The following is a 19,430-nucleotide window of genomic DNA, read 5'->3' as shown; positions in this document are numbered from 1 at the left end:
GCTGGGTGCCGGGACGGCCGGCCGCCGGGCCGCGGCGGCGCGGCGCGGGGTCACAGCCAGCCGCGCCGCGCCGCCTCCGCCCCGGCGCGGAACCGGCTCGTCGTGCCCAGCGCGGTCAGCAGCTCGCCGACGCGCCTGCTGTACGTACGCGCCGATATGCCCAGCCGCGCCGCGGCCGTCTCGTCGGTCAGCCCGGCCAGCAGCGCGTTCAGCACCGGACGCAGCCGCGGCGGCAGCCCGGAGCCCTGCTGCCGGCCCTCGCCGACGTCCTCGCCCGCGTCCCACCACGCGTGGTGCGCCCGCACCAGCGCGTGGACGACCACCGGGTCGCGGATCAGCAGCAGCCCGTTGCAGAGCAGCTCCAGGTCGAGCGGGACCGCCGCGACCGTCCGGTCCACCACGATCATCTTGAACGGGATCGCGTCCGTCAGCCGCGCCCGCCCCGCCAGCCGCGCCGCGCCGCCCGGGTCGGCGGCCGCCAGCCGGGCCAGCGCGTGGCGCGGCACCACCTGACGGACCGTCCGCACCCGCTCGGCGGCCGTCCGGACGCACGCGCCCGCCAGCTCCGGGAACGGCTCCGGGACCGGCCGCCGCAGCCCGACCGCCGGATCGTCGAAGGTCAGCAGCTCCCGGCGGGCCGACTCGGTCAGCGCGGCGAGCGCGGCGCAGATGTGGCGCGCGCCCGTCACCGGCTGGCCGGGCGGGCGCGGCGCGGGCAGGGGAGCCGCCCGTGCGGGGGCGCCCTCACGGCTTCCCTCCCGCGCAGCCACCAGGCCCAGTACGGAGCCCTGGACGTTCGCCACGGCCGACCACCCCCGTCATCCCACGGTACGCACATACGCCACTCCATGTACTCATGCAACTGCACACGGTGACAAGGCCCGTTTTCCCCGATGGCGAGTCCAAGCCAAGCGCTTCGCATCGCGGAAGAAGGGCGTCCACTCTGGTCGGTTCGCCCCAGCGCACCCCCCGGGCCTCGGCGCGCCCGCCGTCCGGGTGACGACTGAACCGGTTCGCAGTACCGCGGATGGCGCCGGGCGCGGTGGTGTGCCCGGATGGGATCGAGGCCGGCGCGGTGCGCCGGCCGACGACCGACCGACCACGAACGGATGACGACATCACCATGCGCATGCACCGTTGGGCCGCGACGGCCCTCACCTGCCTCACCCTCTCCGGCATAGCCGCGGCCCCGGCGTTCGCCGCCGACGAACCGCCCACCGACTACGCGCTCCTGCGCGCCGCCCACCAGGGGAACCTGACCGAGACCGCCGCCGGCCGGGACGCCCAGAAGAACGCCATCGCCGCCTGCGTGAAGAAGGCCGGCGGCGTCCTCGAACGCGACCACACCAAGCTCGACGCCGCCGTCCGCGCCCTGGCCGACAAGTTCGGCGTCGACCTGCCCGCGGCGCCCACCCCCGAGCAGCAGCAGACCCTCGCCTCCGTGATGGCCAAGGCCGGCACCAGTGCCTACGACCCGGCCTGGCTGAAGGCCATGGACGCCGCGCACACCAAGACCCTCGCCATGCTCGACCACCAGATCGCCGAGGGGAAGATCGCCGAGATCACGGCCGGCGCGAAGGCCGCCCGCCCGATCGTCGCCCACCACCTGGCCATGGTCCGCGGCGGCACCTGCCACGAGGACGCCGTGGCCGCCCCGAGCCACATCCACGCCGGCAGCGGCGGCCAGGTGGCCCTCGCCGACGAGGGCGTGCCCGTGTTCGTCGCGGTGCCGGCCATGGCCATCGGCGGGGTCCTCGTCGCGGGCGGCGCCTTCTGGGCGGCCGGGCGCATCCGCCGCAACGACGTCCGCTGACGCGCATGGGCGGCCTCCTCCGGCTGACCACCGAGCCCGGACCGGGACGCCTCCCGGTCTGGGCCGGGGTCGCGGGCGCCGCCTCGGCGGCCCTGGCCCTGCTCCTCCCGGCGGCCGGGCCGACCGCCCCGCCGGACGCGGGCACGGTGCCCTCCGGCCGCGGCACGGCGGCCCCGGCCGCGGCGGCCGCGGCCGCCGCCCACTCCCCGCCGGTCACCCTCACCGTGCCGGGCCACGTCGACCGCCTGCCCATCGACCCGGTCGGCGGGACCGACGACGGAGCGCTGGACCTGCCGGCCTCCCCGTCGCGGCTCGGCTGGTGGGCGCTCGGCGCACGGCCGGGCGCGGCGGCGGGCACCCTGCTGCTCGCCGGCCACCTCGACTCGGCGGAGGAGGGGCCGGGCCCCTTCGAGGCGCTGCACTCGCTGCCGATCGGCGCGCTGGCGCAGGTGGCGGCGGCGGACGGCGGCCGCCACACGTACCGGATCGTGGCGCGCCGCACGTACCGGGCGAGCGCGCTGCCCGGCGACCTGTTCTCGGCGCAGGGCCGTCCCCGGCTGGTGCTGGTCACCTGCGCGGGGGCGTTCGACCGGGAGGAGCGGACGTACGCCGAGAACCTCGTCCTGTACGGCGTGCCCGCCTGAGCGGTGCCCGCCCGGACGCGGGCGAGCCCCGGGAGGAGAGGTCCTCCCGGGGCTCGCCCGTCTGCCGGCCCGTACCCGTCTCCCGGCGAGCGCCGGGAGGCGGGTACGGGCCCCGGTGGATCAGCCGAAGGAGCGGCCGAACTGGCCGCCCGCGGCGGGCAGGCCGCCCGTGCCCGGCTTGTAGGTGGTGGCCGCGGAGGCGGCTCCGGTGCGGCCGCCGGTCACGTTGCCCCAGGGGAGGGCGTACGCGACGCCGTACGGGGCGGCGTTGGTGACACCGACGTACAGCTGCGTCGCCGAGCCGCCCAGGTACGTGCCGACGGCGTGGTCGGCGGTCGGGGCGCCGCCGAGGCCGGAGGCGTCGCCCGGCTGGACCCAGTGGTCGTACGCGCCGGCCGCGCCGAGCGGGTGGAACGTCTGGATCGCGCCGGCGCCGGCGACGGAGCCGAGGGCCTCGCCGGGGATGCCGACCGCGAGCGCGAGCGTCGAGGGGGAGCCGACGGCGCGCGGCGCGGTGTTGGCCAGGACGACCTTGGTGCCGAACCTGTCGCCGGCCTCGGCGGTGCCGGAGACGTCCGTCACCTCCTGCTGGATGTTGGCGACCTGGGTGACCGTGCCGGACGCGGTGACGCGGAGGCTGTGGACGGCGCCCGCGTCGGCCTTGTCGGCGGTGCCGACCGTCAGGTCCTCGCCGGGCGTGCCGACGGCGATGATCGAGTCGGTCGCGGTGGCCGCGCCGGACGGGCGGTACGCGACGGCGGCGACGGAGGCACCGAACTGGTCGCCCGGCTCGGCGCCGCCGCTGACGACGTCGGCGTCCTGGTCGAAGCCGAGGACCGGCGCCGGGACCTTGTCGGCGTTCAGGGCGTGCTTGAGGATCTGCACGCCGCCGGCGTTCTTCTCGGTGCCGATGGCCTCGCCGGGGCTGCCGATCACCAGGTGGTTCGCGGAGCCGGCGACGGCGGAGCCGAACCGGTCGCTCGCCTCGGGGTCGCCCGCGTAGCCGGGCTTGTCCTGGTTCACGGCGGTGTTGACGCTGCCGCGCAGGTAGATGGCGCTGCCCGCGTCGGTGGCGGTGCCGAGGTCCTCGCCCGGGGCGCCGATCAGCAGGTACGGCTCGCCCTCGGCGGTGTGGCCGGCGGCGACGGCGTGGCCGAAGCGGTCGCCCGCCTCGGAGGCCGAGCCCTTGATCGCGGCGATGGTGCCGAGGCCCTGGACGTGGTCGACGGCGGCCTGGCCGGTGCCGATGCCGCCCTTGGCGCCGTACAGGACGTGGACGGAGCCGGCGTCCGCGTGGACGGTGGTGCCGACCGTGATGTCCTCGGCGGGGACGCCGACGACGAGGTCGGTGCAGCCGTCCTCGTTGTGGTCGAAGGTGGCGAGGGCCTCGCCGTACCAGTCACTGGCCTCCGCGCCGCCGGGCACGTACGCCTGGTCCTGGTTCAGCTCGACGGCGCCCTTGCCGCCGCCGTAGACGACGCGCACGACACCGGCGTTGGCGTCACCGCCGACGGTGGCCTTCGGGTCGCCGATGGCGATGTCCTCGGCACCGTCGCAGTTGAAGTCGGTGAACTGGGGCGCGGCGAGCTTCGCGTCGATCCAGGGGCGCAGGTCGTCGACGCGGGTGTCGACGGCGGCGGTGCTGGTGACGGCGGCGTCGACGCCGAAGCAGCCCGCCTGGGCGGAGCGGCTGTGGACGGCGACGAGCTGGGCCTGGCCGCCCGCGACGCGCAGGGCGGGGCCACCGGTGTCGCCCATGCAGACGGACGCGCCGTCCTTGCCGGTGAGGTTGACGTCGCTCGCGTTCACCGCGTCGACGGTGAAGGTGCCGCTGTGCAGCTTCAGCGGCGCCCACTCGGTCTTCGTACGGCCGTAGCCGGCGACCTTCAGCTCCTCGCCGGCGGCGGCCGCAGTGGTGCCCAGGGCGACGGGCGTGACGGTGGTGACGGGGCGGTTCAGGCGGACGAGGGCCGCGTCACGGGAGGGGTGGGCGACGACCTCGACGACGTTGCGCACCACGCCGGTGGTGGTGGTGAGGTCCGTACGGCCGATGGTGGCGGTGGTCCTCAGCTTCGGGGAGCCCGCGGGCACGGCGAGGCTGACGGCCGGGTCGTCGGCGAAGCAGCTGGCCGCGGTGAGGATCCACTCGCGGTCGACGAGGGCGCCGGAGCAGGCGCGCTGGCCGTTGCCGATGTCGAGGCGCGCGGTGAACGCGAGGGAGCCCTCCGCCTCGGGGGTGCCGGTGACGGCGGTGGCCGGTACCGCCAGGGGTGCGGCCATCAGGGCCGCGGTGAGAGCGGCCAGTCCGGCGGAACGGGCCAGGTGTGCACGGTGCATGTCTGTTTCCTCGGTGGGGGTGGGGCACCGGCGGCCGGGCAGGGCGCGCCGGTCCCCGGGACGGGGCGCGCCTTACTTGCTGGTGACGATCTCCAGCAGCATGTGGTCGCGGCCCTGGGGGTCGGCGCTCTCGCCGACCGGCGTCCAGGTGTTCTTGGTGACCTCGAAGGACTTCTCCTCGTTGTCCACGGTCATCGTGACGTCGGTGTTGTAGGCGTTGCCCTTGACGCCGTAGACCGCGGGGATCTCCAGGCTGAGGTAGCCCTGGTTGCCCGTGACGCGGAAGCAGATCTTCTCCTTGCTGCGGGCCCACACCTCGAGGAGGGTCGGGTCGCCGCAGGTCGCGAGGACGATGTGGCCGTCGCCGCGCTTCAGCTTGATGCCCTGCTCGGCGAGGATCTTGTCGGCCTGCGGGTAGTTGAAGTCCTCCACCGCGTAGCCCGGCGCCTCGTCGGCGACGGGGGCGACGGAGGGCGCGCCCGCGCCACCGGTCGTGGTGACGGCGAGAACGGTGGTGCCGGCGACCGCGCCCGCGACGAGCAGACGAGAGATGAACTTCATGGGAGTCTCGTTTCCTGTTCCGTGAGGTGAGAAGGAGCGCATGGGGCCGGCCCACGCGCGAACGTGCCCGGGTCGAGGGCACGTGGGCAGGCCGGAAGACGAAACGCCACGGTGGTGGGCGCTTCGGATCTCTCACAGATGGATCGTCAACTCCCCCCGTTGCGACGGCCAGACTCCGGCTCCCCAGATCGGATTGGCGTGATCATTGTTATCACTTCCCGCAACCCGCACAAGATTTCGCATCCGGCGCGGGCGGTGGTGCCGGAGGCGGCGGGCCGTCAGGAAGAAGCGGCTCCGAGGGTGCCGGTTGCCCACTGATGGCAACGATTCGATAACGCCGTGGAGTCGGTGCGGAAGGGCTCCGGACGGCGCTCCGGGCCCCCGGGGCCGGGGGAGAACGGCCCTCCGGCCCGCCGAACGGAGCCCGGCGGGAGGCGCCGGCGGCTCCAACAACCTCTTATGCCAAGTCGGTTGGCCATGTGATCATCCGTCACCGGAATGGTGTCACGACACACGTGCCCCATTGCACGACGGGGTGCTGGAGAAGAGGTATGGACATACTCAGATCGCCGCGCGGGAAGCGACAACTGCGCCGCAGGTTCCTGACAGCGACCGCCTTCGCCACCGCGGTGACCGTCTTCGGGACGTCCACCGCGTACGCCGAGGAGACCCTCCCCGGCGACCTCCCCGAAGGGCTCCGCGCCCGGGCCGTCGAAGCCTGGCTGACCGGCAGCACCTCCACCAAGGACGCCGCCGCGGCCGCCCTGTCCGGCACGGACCAGGACGTCGCCGCGTTCGTCCGGAACCAGCTCCCCCGCCTCAAGGCCGAGGACAACCGCGTCGCCGTGATGCGGGTCATCTCGGTGTCCGGCAAGGGCGTCCGCGACGCCGCGATCAAGGCGCTGGCCGGCGACGACGCCGCGATCGACGCGTTCATGAAGGAGGGCTACAAGGCCCCGCTCCTGCACGACAAGCGCACCACCGTGCTGACCATCATGAACAACGGCAAGCGCTCCGTACGCGCCGCCGGTCAGGCGGCCCTCGACGCCGGCACCGAAGCCGCGCTCGACGAGTTCCTCAAGACGAAGCAGTACGCCGCCCACCAGGAGGACGAGCGCTTCGAGGTCCTCCAGATCATGTCGGCGGGCGGCCCGGAGGTGCAGCGCACCGCCTCCCGCGCCCTGGAGGGCACCCCCGCCGACATCAGCCGGTACATCGAGACCGGCCAGCACATCGCCCGCGCCCGCGACCAGGAGACGCTGACGGTCAATCAGCTCGTCCAGGTCGCCCAGGAGGCCGGCCGCCGCGCCAAGCGCGAGACGGACGCCGCCCTGGAGGCGTCGGCCCGCGCCCAGGAAGCCGCCGCGAAGGCCAAGGAGGCCGCGCTGACGGCCGCCGCCGAGGCCGAGGCCGCCAAGGAGGACGCGAACAAGGCCGGCCAGGCCGCCAGCCGCGCCGCCGAGGCCGCCCGGGGCGCCGCCCAGGCCGCGCGCACCGCGGTCCACGCGTCCAACGCCGCCGTCGCCGCCTCGCACCGCGCCGCGTCCGCCGCCCAGGCCGCCGCCTCCGCCGCCGCGACCGCCGGCCAGGCCGCGTCCCGCGCCTACAACGCGGCCACCGCCGCCTCGAAGGACGCCGCCCAGGCGTCGGCCGCCCGCTCCGCCGCCCAGGCCGCGCGCAACGCCGCCGCCGGTGCCCGTACCGCCGCCGCCGCCGCGTCCGCCGCGGCGACCGCGAGCGAACAGGCCGGAGCCGCGGGCTCCGCCGCCGCGTCCGCCGCGCAGAACGCCGCCGCCGCCGCGTCCGCGTCGGCCGCCGCCGCCTCCGCCGCCGGCACCGCCACGGAGCAGGCCCGCCGCGCCCGCGCCGCCGCCGCCGAGGCGAACGCCGCCGCGGCCACCGCGTCCGCCGCCGCCGCCCGCGCCCGGTCGCTCGCCTCCCAGGCGGCGTCTGCCGCGCGCGCCGCGCACACGGCCGCCAACAACGCCGCCCAGCACGCCGAGAACGCCGCCGCCGCCGCCGACAAGGCGGCCGACTACGCCGGCAAGGCGCTGGACTACGCCAACCAGTCGACCCTCCACGCCAACGCGGCGATCGCCGCGGCCACCGTCGCCTCCGACGCCGTCGCCCAGGCGCAGAACATCGAGCGCGTCGCCCGCGAGACCGAGGCGGCGCAGCTGGAGGGCGACAAGCAGACCGGCATCCAGGAAGCCGACGAGGTACTGAAGTCGGAGACCGAGGCCAACGCGGTCGCCGACGCGCGGAAGTCCCACGAGGCCACCCTCGACGCCGAGGCCCGGCAGCTGATCACCCAGGCCAGGACGGCCGCCGACACCGGCGACACGTCCACCGCGGTCAGGCTCGGCCGCAAGGCGGCGATCAACCTCTTCGAGGACCGGGGCTCCTGGACCCGCTCGGCCGCCCAGTTCGCCGCGGCCGGCTCCGACACCGACGTCCTGACCTGGCTGAGGAACGACCACCCGAAGGCCGTCCGGCTCGACACGCGCGAGAAGGTCCTCTTCATGGCCCAGCTGGGCCAGACCGCCGTGGCCGAGGCCGCGCAGAAGGCGCTGGAGAACCCCGACCCGGCGGCCGCCGAGCGGTTCATCACCACCGACGCCGCGAACATCCAGGGCGAGGACTACCGCCGTCAGATCCTGAAGCTGATGGACGGCGCCGGCCCCGCCGTGACGAAGGCCGGCAACGCCGCCCTCACCGACGGCAGCGTGCCGGTCATGCTCGACTTCCTCATGGTGGGCCTGCGGGACGCCGTGATGGAGGACGACCGGGTCAAGACGCTGGCACTGATGAACACCGGCGGCGCCAACGTCAAGGCCACCGCCGAGGTCGCCATGGCCGGCCCCGCCTGGATGCGCCACGACTTCGCCAACGGCGCGTACCACAAGGCCGCCCAGCTCGACCAGGACACCGCGACGCACGTCGCCGCGATCCGCGCCTCCATCGCCAACGCGGCCCGCGTCGCCGCCAAGGCCCACGAGGACGCGGCCCGCGCCTCCGAAGCGGCCGCCAAGGCCCGCAACGCGGCCGCCGAGGCCGCCGAGTGGGCGGACAAGGCGCAGCAGTCCGCCACCCAGGCGTCCCACCACGCCCAGGCGGCCCGCGACAGCGCCGACGCCGCCGACGCCTCCGCCGCCGCGGCGGCCGCGTCGGCCCAGAAGGCGACCACCGCCGAGCAGACCGCGCGCACGGCGGCCCGGTACGCCAACCACTCGGCGAACCGCGCCTCGGCGTCCGCGCAGCAGGCCCAGTCCTCCGCCGCCTTCGCCCAGTCGCAGGCCACGGCCGCCCGCGCCTCCGCCCTCGCGGCCGGCCGGGACGCCGAGGCCGCCTCCGCCGCGGCGAGCGACGCGCACCGCATCGCCGCCGACAAGCGGGCGCAGGAGCAGGCGGCGGCCGCCGCCGCGGCGGCCGAGAAGGCCCGCCAGGACGCGGCCAACGGCACCAACCCGGCCAACGACCCGAACAACGACCGGGTCAACGCCCAGCAGCCGCCGAACGACGGCAAGGACGGCTGGCGGACCGCGGCCACCTGGACCGGCCGCGCCAGCACCGTCATCGGGTTCGTGTCCGTCGGCCTGACCGTCGGCGCCGCGTTCTTCCCGCCGCTGGCGGTCGCCGCCGGCGTCGCCGGCGTGGCCTCCCTGGCGCTGGGCGCGATCAGCGCCGGCATCTGGGCCTACACCGACGGGTTCGGCAGCGAGGCGTTCAAGAACGCCGCCGTCGGAGTGGCCCTCGGCGCCATAGGGTTCCGCGTCGGCTCGGCCATCAAGTACGCCGACAAGGCGCTGGAGGCCGCCGGGCACGTCAAGTCGTGGGGCTCGTCGGTGGTCGCCGCGGGACACGACCTGCTGTCACCCGTGTGGGGCGTGTTCACCTGGTAGCCGCCCCCGCCTAGTATCCGAACAACCGTATGACCGCCGGGCGGCCCGTGGACCGGGCCGCCCGGCGCTCGCGCCGCCCCCGCGGCGGCGGACCCGCGAGGAGCACCGTGACCCTGTCCGAAACCCCCGTCCCCGTCCTGTGGCTCGCCGCCCTGGCCTGCACCGCGGCCTTCGCCGTGACATGGGGCTCCTGGATGACCGGGAAGATGCGCCGCGGCGTGTACGCCATGGTGCTCGCGATGGCGGTCTTCGGCGCGGCCACCTACTACGCCCGCGACATGCGGCCCTGGGAAGTCCTCTCCATGTACTCCCTGGCCATGCTCGCCCTGACCCTCGGCGTACTCGGCCGCCGCGGCGAACTGGCACGACTCGCCGAGGACGTCAAGCGGAACCCCAGGTCCCCCGACAACAAGATGTCCACCGGCGCCACCACCCAGCTCCTCGTCGCGGTCTTCGTCGTGGCGGGGGTCGGGGCGTGGTTCATGCGTTAATTCTGGGCTCGTTGCGCCTCCGGGGCGCTTTCGGCGGGTGTCGGGAAGTCGACCGTGCTCGGCCCCTCGTTCCTCGGGGCGCTGCGCGCGCTCGTCTTCCCGACACCCGCGCGCCCCTTCGGCTCCACGAGCGCTACAGGGGGGGCACCCGCCCCCTCCCCGGCACAGGGGTGGCCCCGCCGAAGTGTGCCCCCGCCGGCCCGGCATCCGCGCGCCCCTTCGGCTCCACGAGCGGCCCAGCGGGGCACCCTCCCCCTCCCGGGTTCAGGTGTGACCCGCCCAGGGGACCGCGCCCTCCCGGCTCCACGAGCAGCCCCACGTGGTCACCCTCCCCGGCACAGGTGCGCACCGCCCACCGGTCGCCCCTCACCGCCCCGGTGTCCGCCCCCCCGCCCATCCCGTGAGCGGACCGGCAGGGGTGGTTCCCGCCGGTTTCGTGAAGGGACCGTTCGCAAGAAGTGCGTCGGTGGTGCGTATAACGATCACCACGGGGGGAACTTCGGGCTGAGCCGACGCGAGGAGGTCACCCATGGCGGGTCCCGGACAGCACGCCGACACCGGTCACGCCGACACCGGTACGGAGACGGTCGACGTGGTCGTCGTCGGCATGGGGGTGGGCGGCGAGCACGTCGCCGGGCGCCTGGCCGAGGCCGGCCTGGACGTCGTCGGCGTGGAGGCCGAGCTGGTGGGCGGGGAGTGCCCGTACTGGGCGTGCGTACCGAGCAAGATGATGATCCGCGCGGGCAACCTGCTCGCCGAGGCCCGCCGGGTCCCCGGCATGGCCGGGCGCACCGAGGTCACCGCGGACTTCACGCCCGTCGCGGCCCGCATCCGCGACGAGGCGACCGACGACTGGGACGACAAGGCGGCCGTGGACCGCTTCACCGGCAAGGGCGGCCGGTTCCTGCGCGGCCGGGCGCGCCTCGTCGGGCCGGGGCGCGTCGACGTCGACGGGCGGGTCCTCACCACCCGCAGGGGCGTGGTCCTCGCCACGGGCAGCCGCCCGCAGATCCCGCCCGTACCGGGCCTCGACGAGGTCCCGTACTGGACGAACCGCGACGCCGTCTCCGCGAAGGAGGCCCCGCCGTCGCTCCTCGTCCTCGGCGGCGGACCCATCGGCGCCGAGCTCGCGCAGGCCTACGCCCGGTTCGGCACGGCCGTCACCGTCGTCGAGGCGGCCGACCGGCTGCTGCCCTCGGAGGAGCCGGAGGCGGCCGCGCTCGTCGCGGACGTGTTCCGCGCGGAGGGCGTCGACGTGCGGACCGGGGCGCGGGCCGTCGGCGTACGGCACGAGGACGGGACGTTCCGCCTCACCCTGGACGGCGGCGCGGAACTGACCGCCCGCCACCTGCTCGTGGCGACGGGCCGCCGCGCCGCACTGTCCGACCTGGGCGTCGAGCACATCGGCCTGGACCCCGGCGCCAAGGCCCTCGACGTGGACGGGCGGATGCGCGCGGCGGACGGCGTGTGGGCCGTCGGCGACGTCACCGGGCACGGGGCGTTCACCCACGTCGCCATGTACCAGGGCGAACTGGCCGCGCGGGACGTCCTCGGCGAACCCGGCCCGGACGCCGACTACCGGGCGCTGCCCCGCGTCACGTTCACCGACCCGGAGGTCGGCTCGGTCGGCCTGACCGAGCACGCCGCCCGCGAACGCGGCATCACGGTGCGCACCGGCCTCGCGCAGGTGCCGTCGTCGACGCGCGGCTGGATCCACAAGGCGGGCAACGAAGGGCTGGTCAAGCTCGTCGCGGACGCCGACCGGGACGTCCTGGTCGGCGCGACCTCCGCGGGCCCGACGGGCGGCGAGGTCCTGTACGGACTGCAGGTCGCCGTCCACGCCGAGGTCCCGCTGGAGCGGCTGCGGCACATGATGTACGCGTACCCCACCTTCCACCGGACGGTGGAGCAGGCCCTCCAGGACCTGGGCTGACCCCTCCCCGCAGCGGCCCCCGGGAGGCCGGGGGAGCGCGCGGCGGGGCGGTGGATGCGAGGGTCCGGGCGGCCGCGCCGGCCCCGGCCGTACCCTGGCTCCGACATCCCCGTGCGCACCGCCGCACCGCACCGCCGGGAGCCCCGTGAAGGACACGTCCCGCCGCGCCCGCCTGGCGTGGTCGCTCGCCGCCTGGTGGCTGCTGCTCACCCTGGCCCTGTGGTCCCTGGGCGAGGCGGTCGACCAGCCGGCGGCCCTGCCGCGGTGCGCGGCGTCCGCCGCGCTCCTCGTCGCCGTCGGCGAACTGGGCGCCTGGCTGCGGCGCCGTACGGCCCGCCGCCGCGGGTGACCTCCAGGCGTACCGGTGCGGCCCGCCCTCCCGGCGCGGGCCGGGCGGGCCACGCCCCGCGCCGGCCGCCGGCTGTCAACCGACGCGGGGGCTGCGGCGCTCGATGAGGACGGTGTCGCGCCAGCGGCCGTGGTGGCGGCCGATGCGTTCGCGGGTGCCGACGACCCGGAAACCGGCGCGTTCGTGGACGGCGAGGCTCGCGGCGTTCTCGGGGAAGACACCGGACTGGATGGTCCAGACCCCGGCCGCCTCGGTGGAGTCCACGAGGGCGGCGAGGAGCGCGGAGGCGACGCCCCGCCCACGCGCGTCGGGACGGACGTACACCGAGTGCTCGACGACCCCGGCGTACGCGCACCGGTCGGAGACCTTCACCGCCGCGACCCAGCCGAGGACGCGGCCGGTTTCGTCGACGGCGGCGAAGCGGTGCTCGGGCAGTCTGGCCGCGTCGAACTCCGCCCAGGTGGGGGCGGTGGTCTCGAAAGTGGCGTCGCCCTCGTCGATGCCGGCCTGGTAGATCGCGATGACCTCGTCCGCGTGCCCGGCGGTGAGCGGCACGACGGTGACGGCCCGTGTGGTGGATGCGTCCATGGGGGAAGTCTCCCCGGCGCGGATCACGGTCGGGTGAACGCCGCCGGTCCGGGTCAGTGCCCGCGCGGCGCGTACATGATCACGGCCATCCCGGCGAGGCACACCAGGGCGCCGACGACGTCGTAGCGGTCGGGGCGGTAGCCGTCGGCGACCATGCCCCAGGCGATCGACCCCGCGACGAAGACACCGCCGTACGCGGCGAGGATACGGCCGAAGTGGGCGTCGTGCTGCCAGGTCGCCACCACTCCGTACAGGCCGAGCGCGATGACGCCGGCGCCCACCCAGACCCACCCCCGGTGCTCGCGGACGCCCTGCCAGACGAGCCAGGCGCCACCGATCTCGAAGAGGGCCGCGAGGACGAACAGGGCGACGGAACGAACGACGGTCATGCCGGCCGACCCTACCGGCGGGCCGTCGCCCCGACCCGCGCGGACGCGGACGACGGGCTCCGCTGCCGCCCCGGGCCGCCGGGCAGCGCGAGGCAGCGGAGGCGTGAAGCGGCGGAAGCCGAACGGGCGCACCAGGCCCGGAAGGTCGCGGGGCCGAACGCGGCCACGCTCGGCACACGCACGAACGGCGTGAGGAGAGTTGCCGCACCACAGCACGTGGCGGACGCGCCGGACCCGGCAGGATCCGAACGCGCGCCGCCCGTGCGGGTGGTGGGCGGCGTACGGGGCCGTTCACCCGGGTTCGTGGGCGGTCGGCCGCCACCGCAGGGGTGGCTGCCGTGCGGCACCGGCCTCCCGCCGGTCGTCCGTGATCCCGGACGGCTGACGCCTCACATCGCCGCCGGAGCAAGGACGGCGCAGCGGCGACGGCGGGTCAGCACCAGGCGGATCCGTCGTGGCTGGCCGTGACCTCCAGGCCGTAGTCGCCGGCGCTGCCACCGAGGTCGCTGGGGAACCACACGGCGAGGTGGGCGGTGGCGCCGGCGACGGGCTTCTCGAAACAGAGCGCCGAGACGTCGACCGCGAGGCTGCCGGGTGTCGGGGCGGGTGAGGGATCGACGCTCGCGAGCCGCCAGCCGTCCTCCGTGGCGGCCTGGCGGTAGAAGGACAGCACGCCGGCCCGGGACGTCGTGTACTGGTAGTGCTGCCCGGCGTAGGCGAACCCGTCGTCCTCGTCGCATCCGGAGTACCGTTCGTCCTTGGCCCGCGTACGACTCGGGTGCGCGTCGAGGATGGCCAGGGACACCAGGGTCGGCGCGAATTCCCGGTCGGCTCCGGTACAGCCGTAGAGCCCACCCGACAGCGTCCACACGCCCGTTGCCGCGACGACGGCCATGCCGCCCGCACCGACGAGAACCGGCACGGCCACCCTCTTCAGCCTCATGGCGCGGAGCGTAGCGCAGGGGATCCGCGGGACAGGGCGCGGTCCGGGGACGGCCCGGCTCTGCCGCGCTCGACCGACGGTCGGCCCCCTTGACGGCCTTGCCCGAACCCCCGCCGACGGCAGTCGGCCACCACGGCGGGCGCGCCGACCGGCCACGCTCCGCCCCCACCGCCTCAGCCATGTTGAGGAGCGCCGCCGGGCGGTGGCGGTCGCCGGGGTCGCGCTGCCACGCCGCGGTACCGACGCCCCCTTCGCCCCGAGGCGACCCGGGTGGGGGCTTCGCCTCGGACCGGTGCGCCCCTCGCCCGCGCTGGTGGTTCACCGGCGTTCACGGCCGTCCGCCGTCGTCCGTGGCGTCGCCCCGCGGGGCCGGAGAGCGGTGAGCGGCCGGCCGACATCCCGGCCGTGCCGGCGGGTATGCGCAGAGGGCTCGCGCATGAGGAGGCCTGATGCCCATGACCGGCCCGATCGCCTACAAGGGGCTCGACTTGATGCCGACGTGGTTCGTCTTCGTCGTCGCGGTACTGGCCGTGGTCGGGATCGTCCTGGCCCGTCGACGGGGACGTTGACGGCCCGCCGTCCCCGGGCGAGCCGGGCGGCGTCCTCGCCGGGTCGGTCATCCGCCGGGCGTGGCGCGGTGCGCGCAAGGCCGTGCTGCCGCCCCACGTCTTCGAGTCGCCGACCGGGCGGCGCGTGTACGACACCCGGCACACCCGCCTGACCAAGTGGCTCAACGACGGCATCCCGCCCGCCCAGGTGGCGGAATGGGCCGGGAACAGCGTGGCCGTGCTCCTCGCCACGTACGCCCGGTGCGTCGACGGGCAGCTTCCGGACCTGAAGCGGCGCCTCGAAGCCGCGGGCGACCTGCCGGACGCGCCCGGCGCCGGCTGATCCTCCGGCGCGAGAACTTCGACACGTATTCGATACAGCCACCCGCGAAAACCCGGTGACAGCCGGACGGCCCCGGAGTCCGCCCTTGATCGTCAAGAGGGCACCCGGGGCTTCGCCTCGTCGCTTGGAAAGCGGCTCTGACCAGCAAGAAGACCCTCCCGAAGGAGGGTCCTCGCGAAGCGCCCCCGGCAGGACTCGAACCTGCGGCCAAGTGCTTAGAAGGCACCTGCTCTATCCACTGAGCTACGGGGGCCGGTGGTGCGGCCTGGTGGCCGCTGGAGCCCGGGAGGGTGGTCCGTGACCTTGGCCGGGGACAAGGATAGGGCTCCGATCACCTTGGCCCGGTCGCTTCACCTGCGTGGCACGATGTGGAGGTTCGGTGAAGCGAACCCGATAATCGCAGGCAGGTGCGATTCCCGCAGCGCTTTTCGCGCCTCGCGGCCCGGGTGTTGTGCACTCGTTATGCCTGCGTCCTACTCATCCCCTCTGTCCCCGTGCGATACCGGCGCGCAGAGAGGGTCATACGCTTCAAAAAGATGCTGAAATTGGGCATTCTTCACATGTGGTGACCTTGGACGTACGGCCTCAGCTCCTCGACGCACTCTCCGCCCTGCGCGACCGTGTCGCCGCCGTGCGTCTCCCCCTGCCCGTCCCGGGTGCTCCCCGGGCGCGGCAGACGCGGGCCGAGCTGCTCGCCCAGCTCGACGACTACCTGGTCCCCCGGCTCGTCGATCCCGAGGCGCCGCTCCTCGCCGTCGTCGGCGGATCGACCGGCGCCGGCAAGTCCACCCTCGTCAACTCCCTTGTCGGGCGCCCCGTCAGCGAGGCCGGCGTCCTGCGGCCCACCACCCGCGTCCCCGTGCTCGTCTGCCACCCCGACGAACACCACTGGTTCTCCGGCACCCGCGTCCTGCCCCGCTTCACCCGCGTCTGGGGCGCACCCGGCGAGGACGGCGACGAGGTCGCCGAAGGCCGCGTCCTGCGCGTCGAGACCGCCGAGACACTGCCCCGCGGGCTCGCCCTCCTCGACGCGCCCGACATCGACTCCCTCGTCGTCGGCAGCCGCGAACTGGCCGCCGAGCTGATCTGCGCCGCCGACATCTGGGTGATGGTCACGACCGCGTCCCGGTACGCCGACGCCGTCCCCTGGCAGATGCTCCGTACGGCCAAGGAGTACGACGCCACCCTCGTCACCGTCCTGGACCGGGTCCCGCACCAGGTGATCGGCGAGGTCTCCCGCCAGTACGAGGCGCTCCTGGTCCGGGCCGGACTCGGCGCCGTCCCCCGGTTCACCATCCCCGAACTGCCCGAGTCGGCGGGCGGCGGCAGCGGTCTGCTGCCCGACACCGCCGTCGCCTCCCTCCGGGCCTGGCTCGCCCACCGCGCCCAGGACCCCGCCGCCCGCCGGCAGACCGTCGCCCGCACCGCGGGCGGCGTCATCGACTCCCTGCGCGTGCGCATGCCGGAACTCGCCGGTGCCGTCGCCGCCCAGTGCGCCGCGGCCCTGCGCCTCACGGGCGCCGTCGAGGCGGCGTACGAGCGGGAGGGCGACCGGGTGCGGCACGAACTGCGGCGCGGCGCCGTGCTGTCCGGCGACGCCCGCGCCCGCTGGCGCGCCCACCCCCACGACTGCACCCCCACCGAACTGCTCGACGCCCTCGCCGAGTCCTTCGGCGCCCTCCTCCACTGCGCCGTCGCCGCCGCCGACGAGCAGGTGCGGGAGGCGTGGCGGCGCGAACCGGCCGCCGCCGTCCTCGGGACGGCCCCCACCGGGCGCGACCGGGAGGCGGGGGAGCGCGTGGGCATGGCCGTGCGCCGTTGGCGCCGCGTCCTGGAGGAACTGGCCGAGGACGAGTCGCGGCGCGGCGAGCGCACCCCGGTGCCCGACTCCGACACGGTGGCCGCGCTGCTGGCCGCGGCCCTCCTCGGCGGGCGCCGCGCACGGGGGGCGGGGGAGCGGCTTGCGGAGCTGATCGGCGCCCAGAGCACCCTCCGCCTGCGCGAGAGGGGCGCGGAGCTGATCGACGCGTACATCGACCGCGTCCTGCGGGAGGAACGCGACCGGCGCATGGCGCCGATCGACGCGTTCGGCGTCACCCCGGAACCGCAGGCCCAGCTCATCGCCGCACTGTCCGTACTGCAGAAGGAGAGGTGACGGCGGGTGAGCGCCGTGGAGCAGAAGTGGGACGACGGGCTGATCGCCCGCCGTGTCGCCGGCCGGGCCGTCCGCGGCGACACCGCGGCGGACGCCGGCCCGGTCCGCCGGGCCGACGAACCGGCGGGCGGCGGACGCGGCGGGCGGGGCGGACGCGGCGGGTACGACGACGGACGCGGCGGGTACGGCGGGTACGACGGCGACGGGAGCGGCGACGGCGGCGACGGGCCCCCACCCCCCGGCGGCACCTACGCGGGCGCCCTCAAGGCGCGCCTCGACGCCCTGCGCGACCTCCTCGGCCTGTCGGCCACCCGCCTCGACCCGCGGACCGTCGCCGAGGCGGGACGGGTCCTCGACGAGGCCGCCGCCCGCCAGCGGCTCTCGCTGCGCCACACCGTCGTCGCCATCGCCGGCGCCACCGGGAGCGGGAAGTCCACCCTGATCAACGCGCTCGCGGGGGTCCCGGTCTCGGAGACCGGCCTCAGGCGCCCCACCACCGCCGCGCCCATCGCCTGCGCCTGGTCCGAGGGCGCCGCCGGCCTCCTGGACCGGCTCGGCATCCCCGGCCGGCTGCGGCGCAGGCCCCTCGCGGGCGGCGACGGCGACGACGCCCTGCGCGGGCTCGTCCTCGTCGACCTGCCCGACCACGACTCGGCGCTCACCGCCCACCGCGACCAGGTCGACCGCGTCCTCGGCCTCGTCGACGCGGTCATCTGGGTCGTCGACCCGGAGAAGTACGCCGACGCCGCCCTCCACGAGCGGTACCTGCGGCCGCTCGCCACCCACGCCGAGGTCACCTTCGTCGTCCTCAACCAGATCGACCGGCTCCCCGGCGACGCCATCCACCAGGTCCTCGATGACCTGCGCCGGCTCCTCGACGAGGACGGCGTGGCCCTCGGCGAACACGGCGAACCCGGCGCCACCGTCCTCGCCCTGTCCGCCCTGACCGGCGAGGGCGTCCCCGAACTGCGCGAGGTGCTCGGCGCGTTCGTCCAGGACCAGCACGCCGCCACCCGTCGCCTGTCCGCCGACGTCGACGCGGCCGCGACCCGGCTGCGCCCCGTCTACGTGGGGCAGGGGAGGCCCGGCCTCGGCGAGCGGTCCCGCGAGGACTTCACCGCCCGGCTCGCCGTCGCCGTCGGCGCCACCGCGGCCGGCGAGGCCGCCGAACGGGAGTGGCGGCGCAACGCCGGACGCGCCTGCGGCACCCCGTGGCTGCGGCTGTGGCGCTGGTACGAGGCGCTGCGCACCCCCGGCGGCAGGACCGGCGAACCAGCCGGGACCACGCCGCCCGAGGAGGAGCCGACGGCCCGGCAGCGCGTCGAGCACGCCGTCCGCGTCGTCGCCGAGGAGGCGGCGCGCGGACTGCCCGCGCCCTGGGCGCAGGCCGTGCGGGAGGCGGCGGTGCGCGGCGCGCGGGGCCTGCCCGAGGCGCTGGACGAACTGGCCGCGAACGCCCGCGACCCGCAGTCCGGGAAGCGGCCGCTGCGCCCCGCCTGGTGGCCGGTCGCCGTCCTCGCCCAGGCGTCCATGACGCTGCTTCAGGTGTACGGCGGGCTGTGGCTGGTGGGCCAGATCGTCGGCCTGCTGGAACCGGGCCTGATGCCGCCGGTGCTGGTGATGCTCGCCGGGATCGTGGGCGGGCCGCTCGTCGAGTGGGCGTGCGTGGTGGCGGCGCGCGGGCCGGCGCGCCGGTACGGGCAGGAGACCGAGCGGCGGCTGCGCGAGGCGGCCGCGGGCTGCGGCCGGGCCATGGTGCTCGACCCGATCGCGACGGAGCTGATGCGGTACCGGGAGGTGCGCGAGCAGTACGCGACGGTGTCGGGCGGCCGGACCCCGACCGGGTGACGGAGTTGTCCACAACCGCCGGCGCCGTCCACAGGGCCGAGCGGGATCCGCCGGGCGCGGCCACCATGGGGAGGAAGGGCGACGCGGGGGAGCGCCGCCGGACGGGGAGGAGCGGACGTCGTGAACGACAGCCTGGTGACGGTCGTGGGGAACGTGGCGACCAACGTGGAGTACCGCGAGACGCCGGCGGGCGGGGTGGCGAGGTTCCGCTTCGCCGTCACGGCCCGCCGCTGGGACCGGGAGCGGGCGGCGTGGGCGGACGGGCACACCAGCTTCTACACGGTCAACGCGTGGCGGCAGCTCGGCGAGAACCTGGCCGCCTCGGTGACGGTCGGTGAACCCCTGGTGGTGCACGGTCGGCTGCGGGTCCGCGAGGAGCCCGCGGGCGGGCAGGACGGGCAGCGCAGGACGTTCGTCGACATCGACGCGGTGGCCGCCGGCCACGACCTGACCCGGGGCACGGCGGCGTTCCGCCGCGGTGGCGGGAAACGAGCACCTGAACAGGTCGTGACGGGACGGCAGGACCGGGCACCGGCGCGCGTCCCGGAGCCGGTGGCGACCTGAGATGGCCTCAGCGCGGCGCCCA

16 protein-coding genes and 1 tRNA gene are annotated in these 19,430 nt (G+C 75.7%); 10 read left to right on the top strand and 7 right to left on the bottom strand.

Going from position 1 to position 19,430, the window contains the following annotated elements; all coding sequences use genetic code 11:
• Nucleotides 1–50: 50 nt before the first annotated feature.
• The gene (locus IE106_RS21915) at nt 51–803 is read right to left on the bottom strand and encodes a helix-turn-helix transcriptional regulator (protein WP_189536734.1); all 753 of its coding nucleotides are present in this window, start codon (nt 801–803) and stop codon (nt 51–53) included.
• Between the two features lie 320 nt (nt 804–1,123).
• Between IE106_RS21915 and IE106_RS21910 the strand changes: the two genes are divergently transcribed.
• Nucleotides 1,124–1,813, top strand: a complete 690-nt coding sequence (locus tag IE106_RS21910; RefSeq protein ID WP_229840682.1) for a DUF4142 domain-containing protein — start codon at nt 1,124–1,126, stop codon at nt 1,811–1,813.
• A gap of 5 nt (nt 1,814–1,818) precedes the next feature.
• Nucleotides 1,819–2,457 carry a class F sortase gene (locus IE106_RS21905; protein WP_189536730.1) on the top strand — a complete coding sequence of 213 codons (639 nt, stop codon included), beginning with the start codon at nt 1,819–1,821 and terminating at the stop codon, nt 2,455–2,457.
• Between the two features lie 120 nt (nt 2,458–2,577).
• Here the strand turns inward: IE106_RS21905 and IE106_RS21900 are convergent, their stop codons facing one another.
• Both IE106_RS21900 and IE106_RS21895 read right to left on the bottom strand, forming a co-directional pair.
• Complete coding sequence (locus IE106_RS21900; protein WP_189536728.1) at nt 2,578–4,794, bottom strand: S1 family peptidase; 2,217 nt, start codon at nt 4,792–4,794, stop codon at nt 2,578–2,580.
• A gap of 72 nt (nt 4,795–4,866) precedes the next feature.
• Nucleotides 4,867–5,355 (bottom strand): hypothetical protein, encoded by a 489-nt coding sequence (locus tag IE106_RS21895; RefSeq protein WP_189536726.1) that lies wholly within the window; start codon nt 5,353–5,355, stop codon nt 4,867–4,869.
• 551 nt (nt 5,356–5,906) lie between these two features.
• Here IE106_RS21895 and IE106_RS21890 point away from each other — a divergent pair.
• From IE106_RS21890 to IE106_RS21875, 4 genes are all read left to right on the top strand, one after another.
• Nucleotides 5,907–9,257, top strand: a complete 3,351-nt coding sequence (locus IE106_RS21890; RefSeq protein WP_189536724.1) for an ALF repeat-containing protein — start codon at nt 5,907–5,909, stop codon at nt 9,255–9,257.
• A 107-nt stretch (nt 9,258–9,364) separates the two neighbouring features.
• Entirely contained in the window at nt 9,365–9,748 is a 384-nt protein-coding gene (locus IE106_RS21885; RefSeq protein ID WP_189536722.1) for a hypothetical protein, read from the top strand.
• A gap of 529 nt (nt 9,749–10,277) precedes the next feature.
• On the top strand, nt 10,278–11,681 hold the full coding sequence (locus tag IE106_RS21880; RefSeq protein ID WP_189536720.1) for a dihydrolipoyl dehydrogenase family protein: 1,404 nt from the start codon (nt 10,278–10,280) through the stop codon (nt 11,679–11,681).
• 145 nt (nt 11,682–11,826) lie between these two features.
• Nucleotides 11,827–12,030 carry a hypothetical protein gene (locus IE106_RS21875; protein ID WP_189536718.1) on the top strand — a complete coding sequence of 68 codons (204 nt, stop codon included), beginning with the start codon at nt 11,827–11,829 and terminating at the stop codon, nt 12,028–12,030.
• Between the two features lie 75 nt (nt 12,031–12,105).
• Here IE106_RS21875 and IE106_RS21870 read toward each other — a convergent pair whose 3' ends face one another.
• The 3 genes from IE106_RS21870 to IE106_RS21860 form a co-directional block, all read right to left on the bottom strand.
• On the bottom strand, nt 12,106–12,618 hold the full coding sequence (locus IE106_RS21870; protein ID WP_189536716.1) for a GNAT family N-acetyltransferase: 513 nt from the start codon (nt 12,616–12,618) through the stop codon (nt 12,106–12,108).
• 53 nt (nt 12,619–12,671) lie between these two features.
• A complete protein-coding gene (locus IE106_RS21865) occupies nt 12,672–13,007 on the bottom strand; it encodes a YnfA family protein (RefSeq protein WP_189536714.1) in 336 nt (111 codons plus the stop codon).
• A 433-nt stretch (nt 13,008–13,440) separates the two neighbouring features.
• Nucleotides 13,441–13,950, bottom strand: coding sequence for a hypothetical protein (locus tag IE106_RS21860; protein ID WP_189536712.1), 510 nt, complete (start codon nt 13,948–13,950; stop codon nt 13,441–13,443).
• A 651-nt stretch (nt 13,951–14,601) separates the two neighbouring features.
• Here IE106_RS21860 and IE106_RS21855 point away from each other — a divergent pair.
• Complete coding sequence (locus IE106_RS21855; RefSeq protein WP_308427892.1) at nt 14,602–14,841, top strand: site-specific integrase; 240 nt, start codon at nt 14,602–14,604, stop codon at nt 14,839–14,841.
• Between the two features lie 180 nt (nt 14,842–15,021).
• Here the strand turns inward: IE106_RS21855 and IE106_RS21850 are convergent.
• Nucleotides 15,022–15,094: transfer RNA gene (locus IE106_RS21850), tRNA-Arg, on the bottom strand.
• 318 nt (nt 15,095–15,412) lie between these two features.
• On the opposite strand from IE106_RS21850, the gene IE106_RS21845 reads away from it, so the two are divergent.
• The 3 genes from IE106_RS21845 to IE106_RS21835 all read left to right on the top strand — a co-directional run bounded on the left by IE106_RS21845 (nt 15,413) and on the right by IE106_RS21835 (nt 19,408).
• Nucleotides 15,413–16,996, top strand: a complete 1,584-nt coding sequence (locus IE106_RS21845; RefSeq protein ID WP_189536710.1) for a dynamin family protein — start codon at nt 15,413–15,415, stop codon at nt 16,994–16,996.
• A 15-nt stretch (nt 16,997–17,011) separates the two neighbouring features.
• Nucleotides 17,012–18,844 carry a GTPase gene (locus IE106_RS21840; RefSeq protein WP_373295971.1) on the top strand — a complete coding sequence of 611 codons (1,833 nt, stop codon included), beginning with the start codon at nt 17,012–17,014 and terminating at the stop codon, nt 18,842–18,844.
• Between the two features lie 120 nt (nt 18,845–18,964).
• Nucleotides 18,965–19,408: a single-stranded DNA-binding protein gene (locus IE106_RS21835; RefSeq protein ID WP_189536708.1), complete on the top strand. Its 444-nt coding sequence runs from the start codon at nt 18,965–18,967 to the stop codon at nt 19,406–19,408.
• Nucleotides 19,409–19,430 lie beyond the last annotated feature (22 nt).

Source organism: Streptomyces roseolilacinus, assembly GCF_014649335.1.
Taxonomy (GTDB): Bacteria; Actinomycetota; Actinomycetes; order Streptomycetales; family Streptomycetaceae; genus Streptomyces; species Streptomyces roseolilacinus.
Note: the sequence above shows the minus strand (reverse complement) of the source record. Positions and strands in the feature narration are given on the sequence as shown.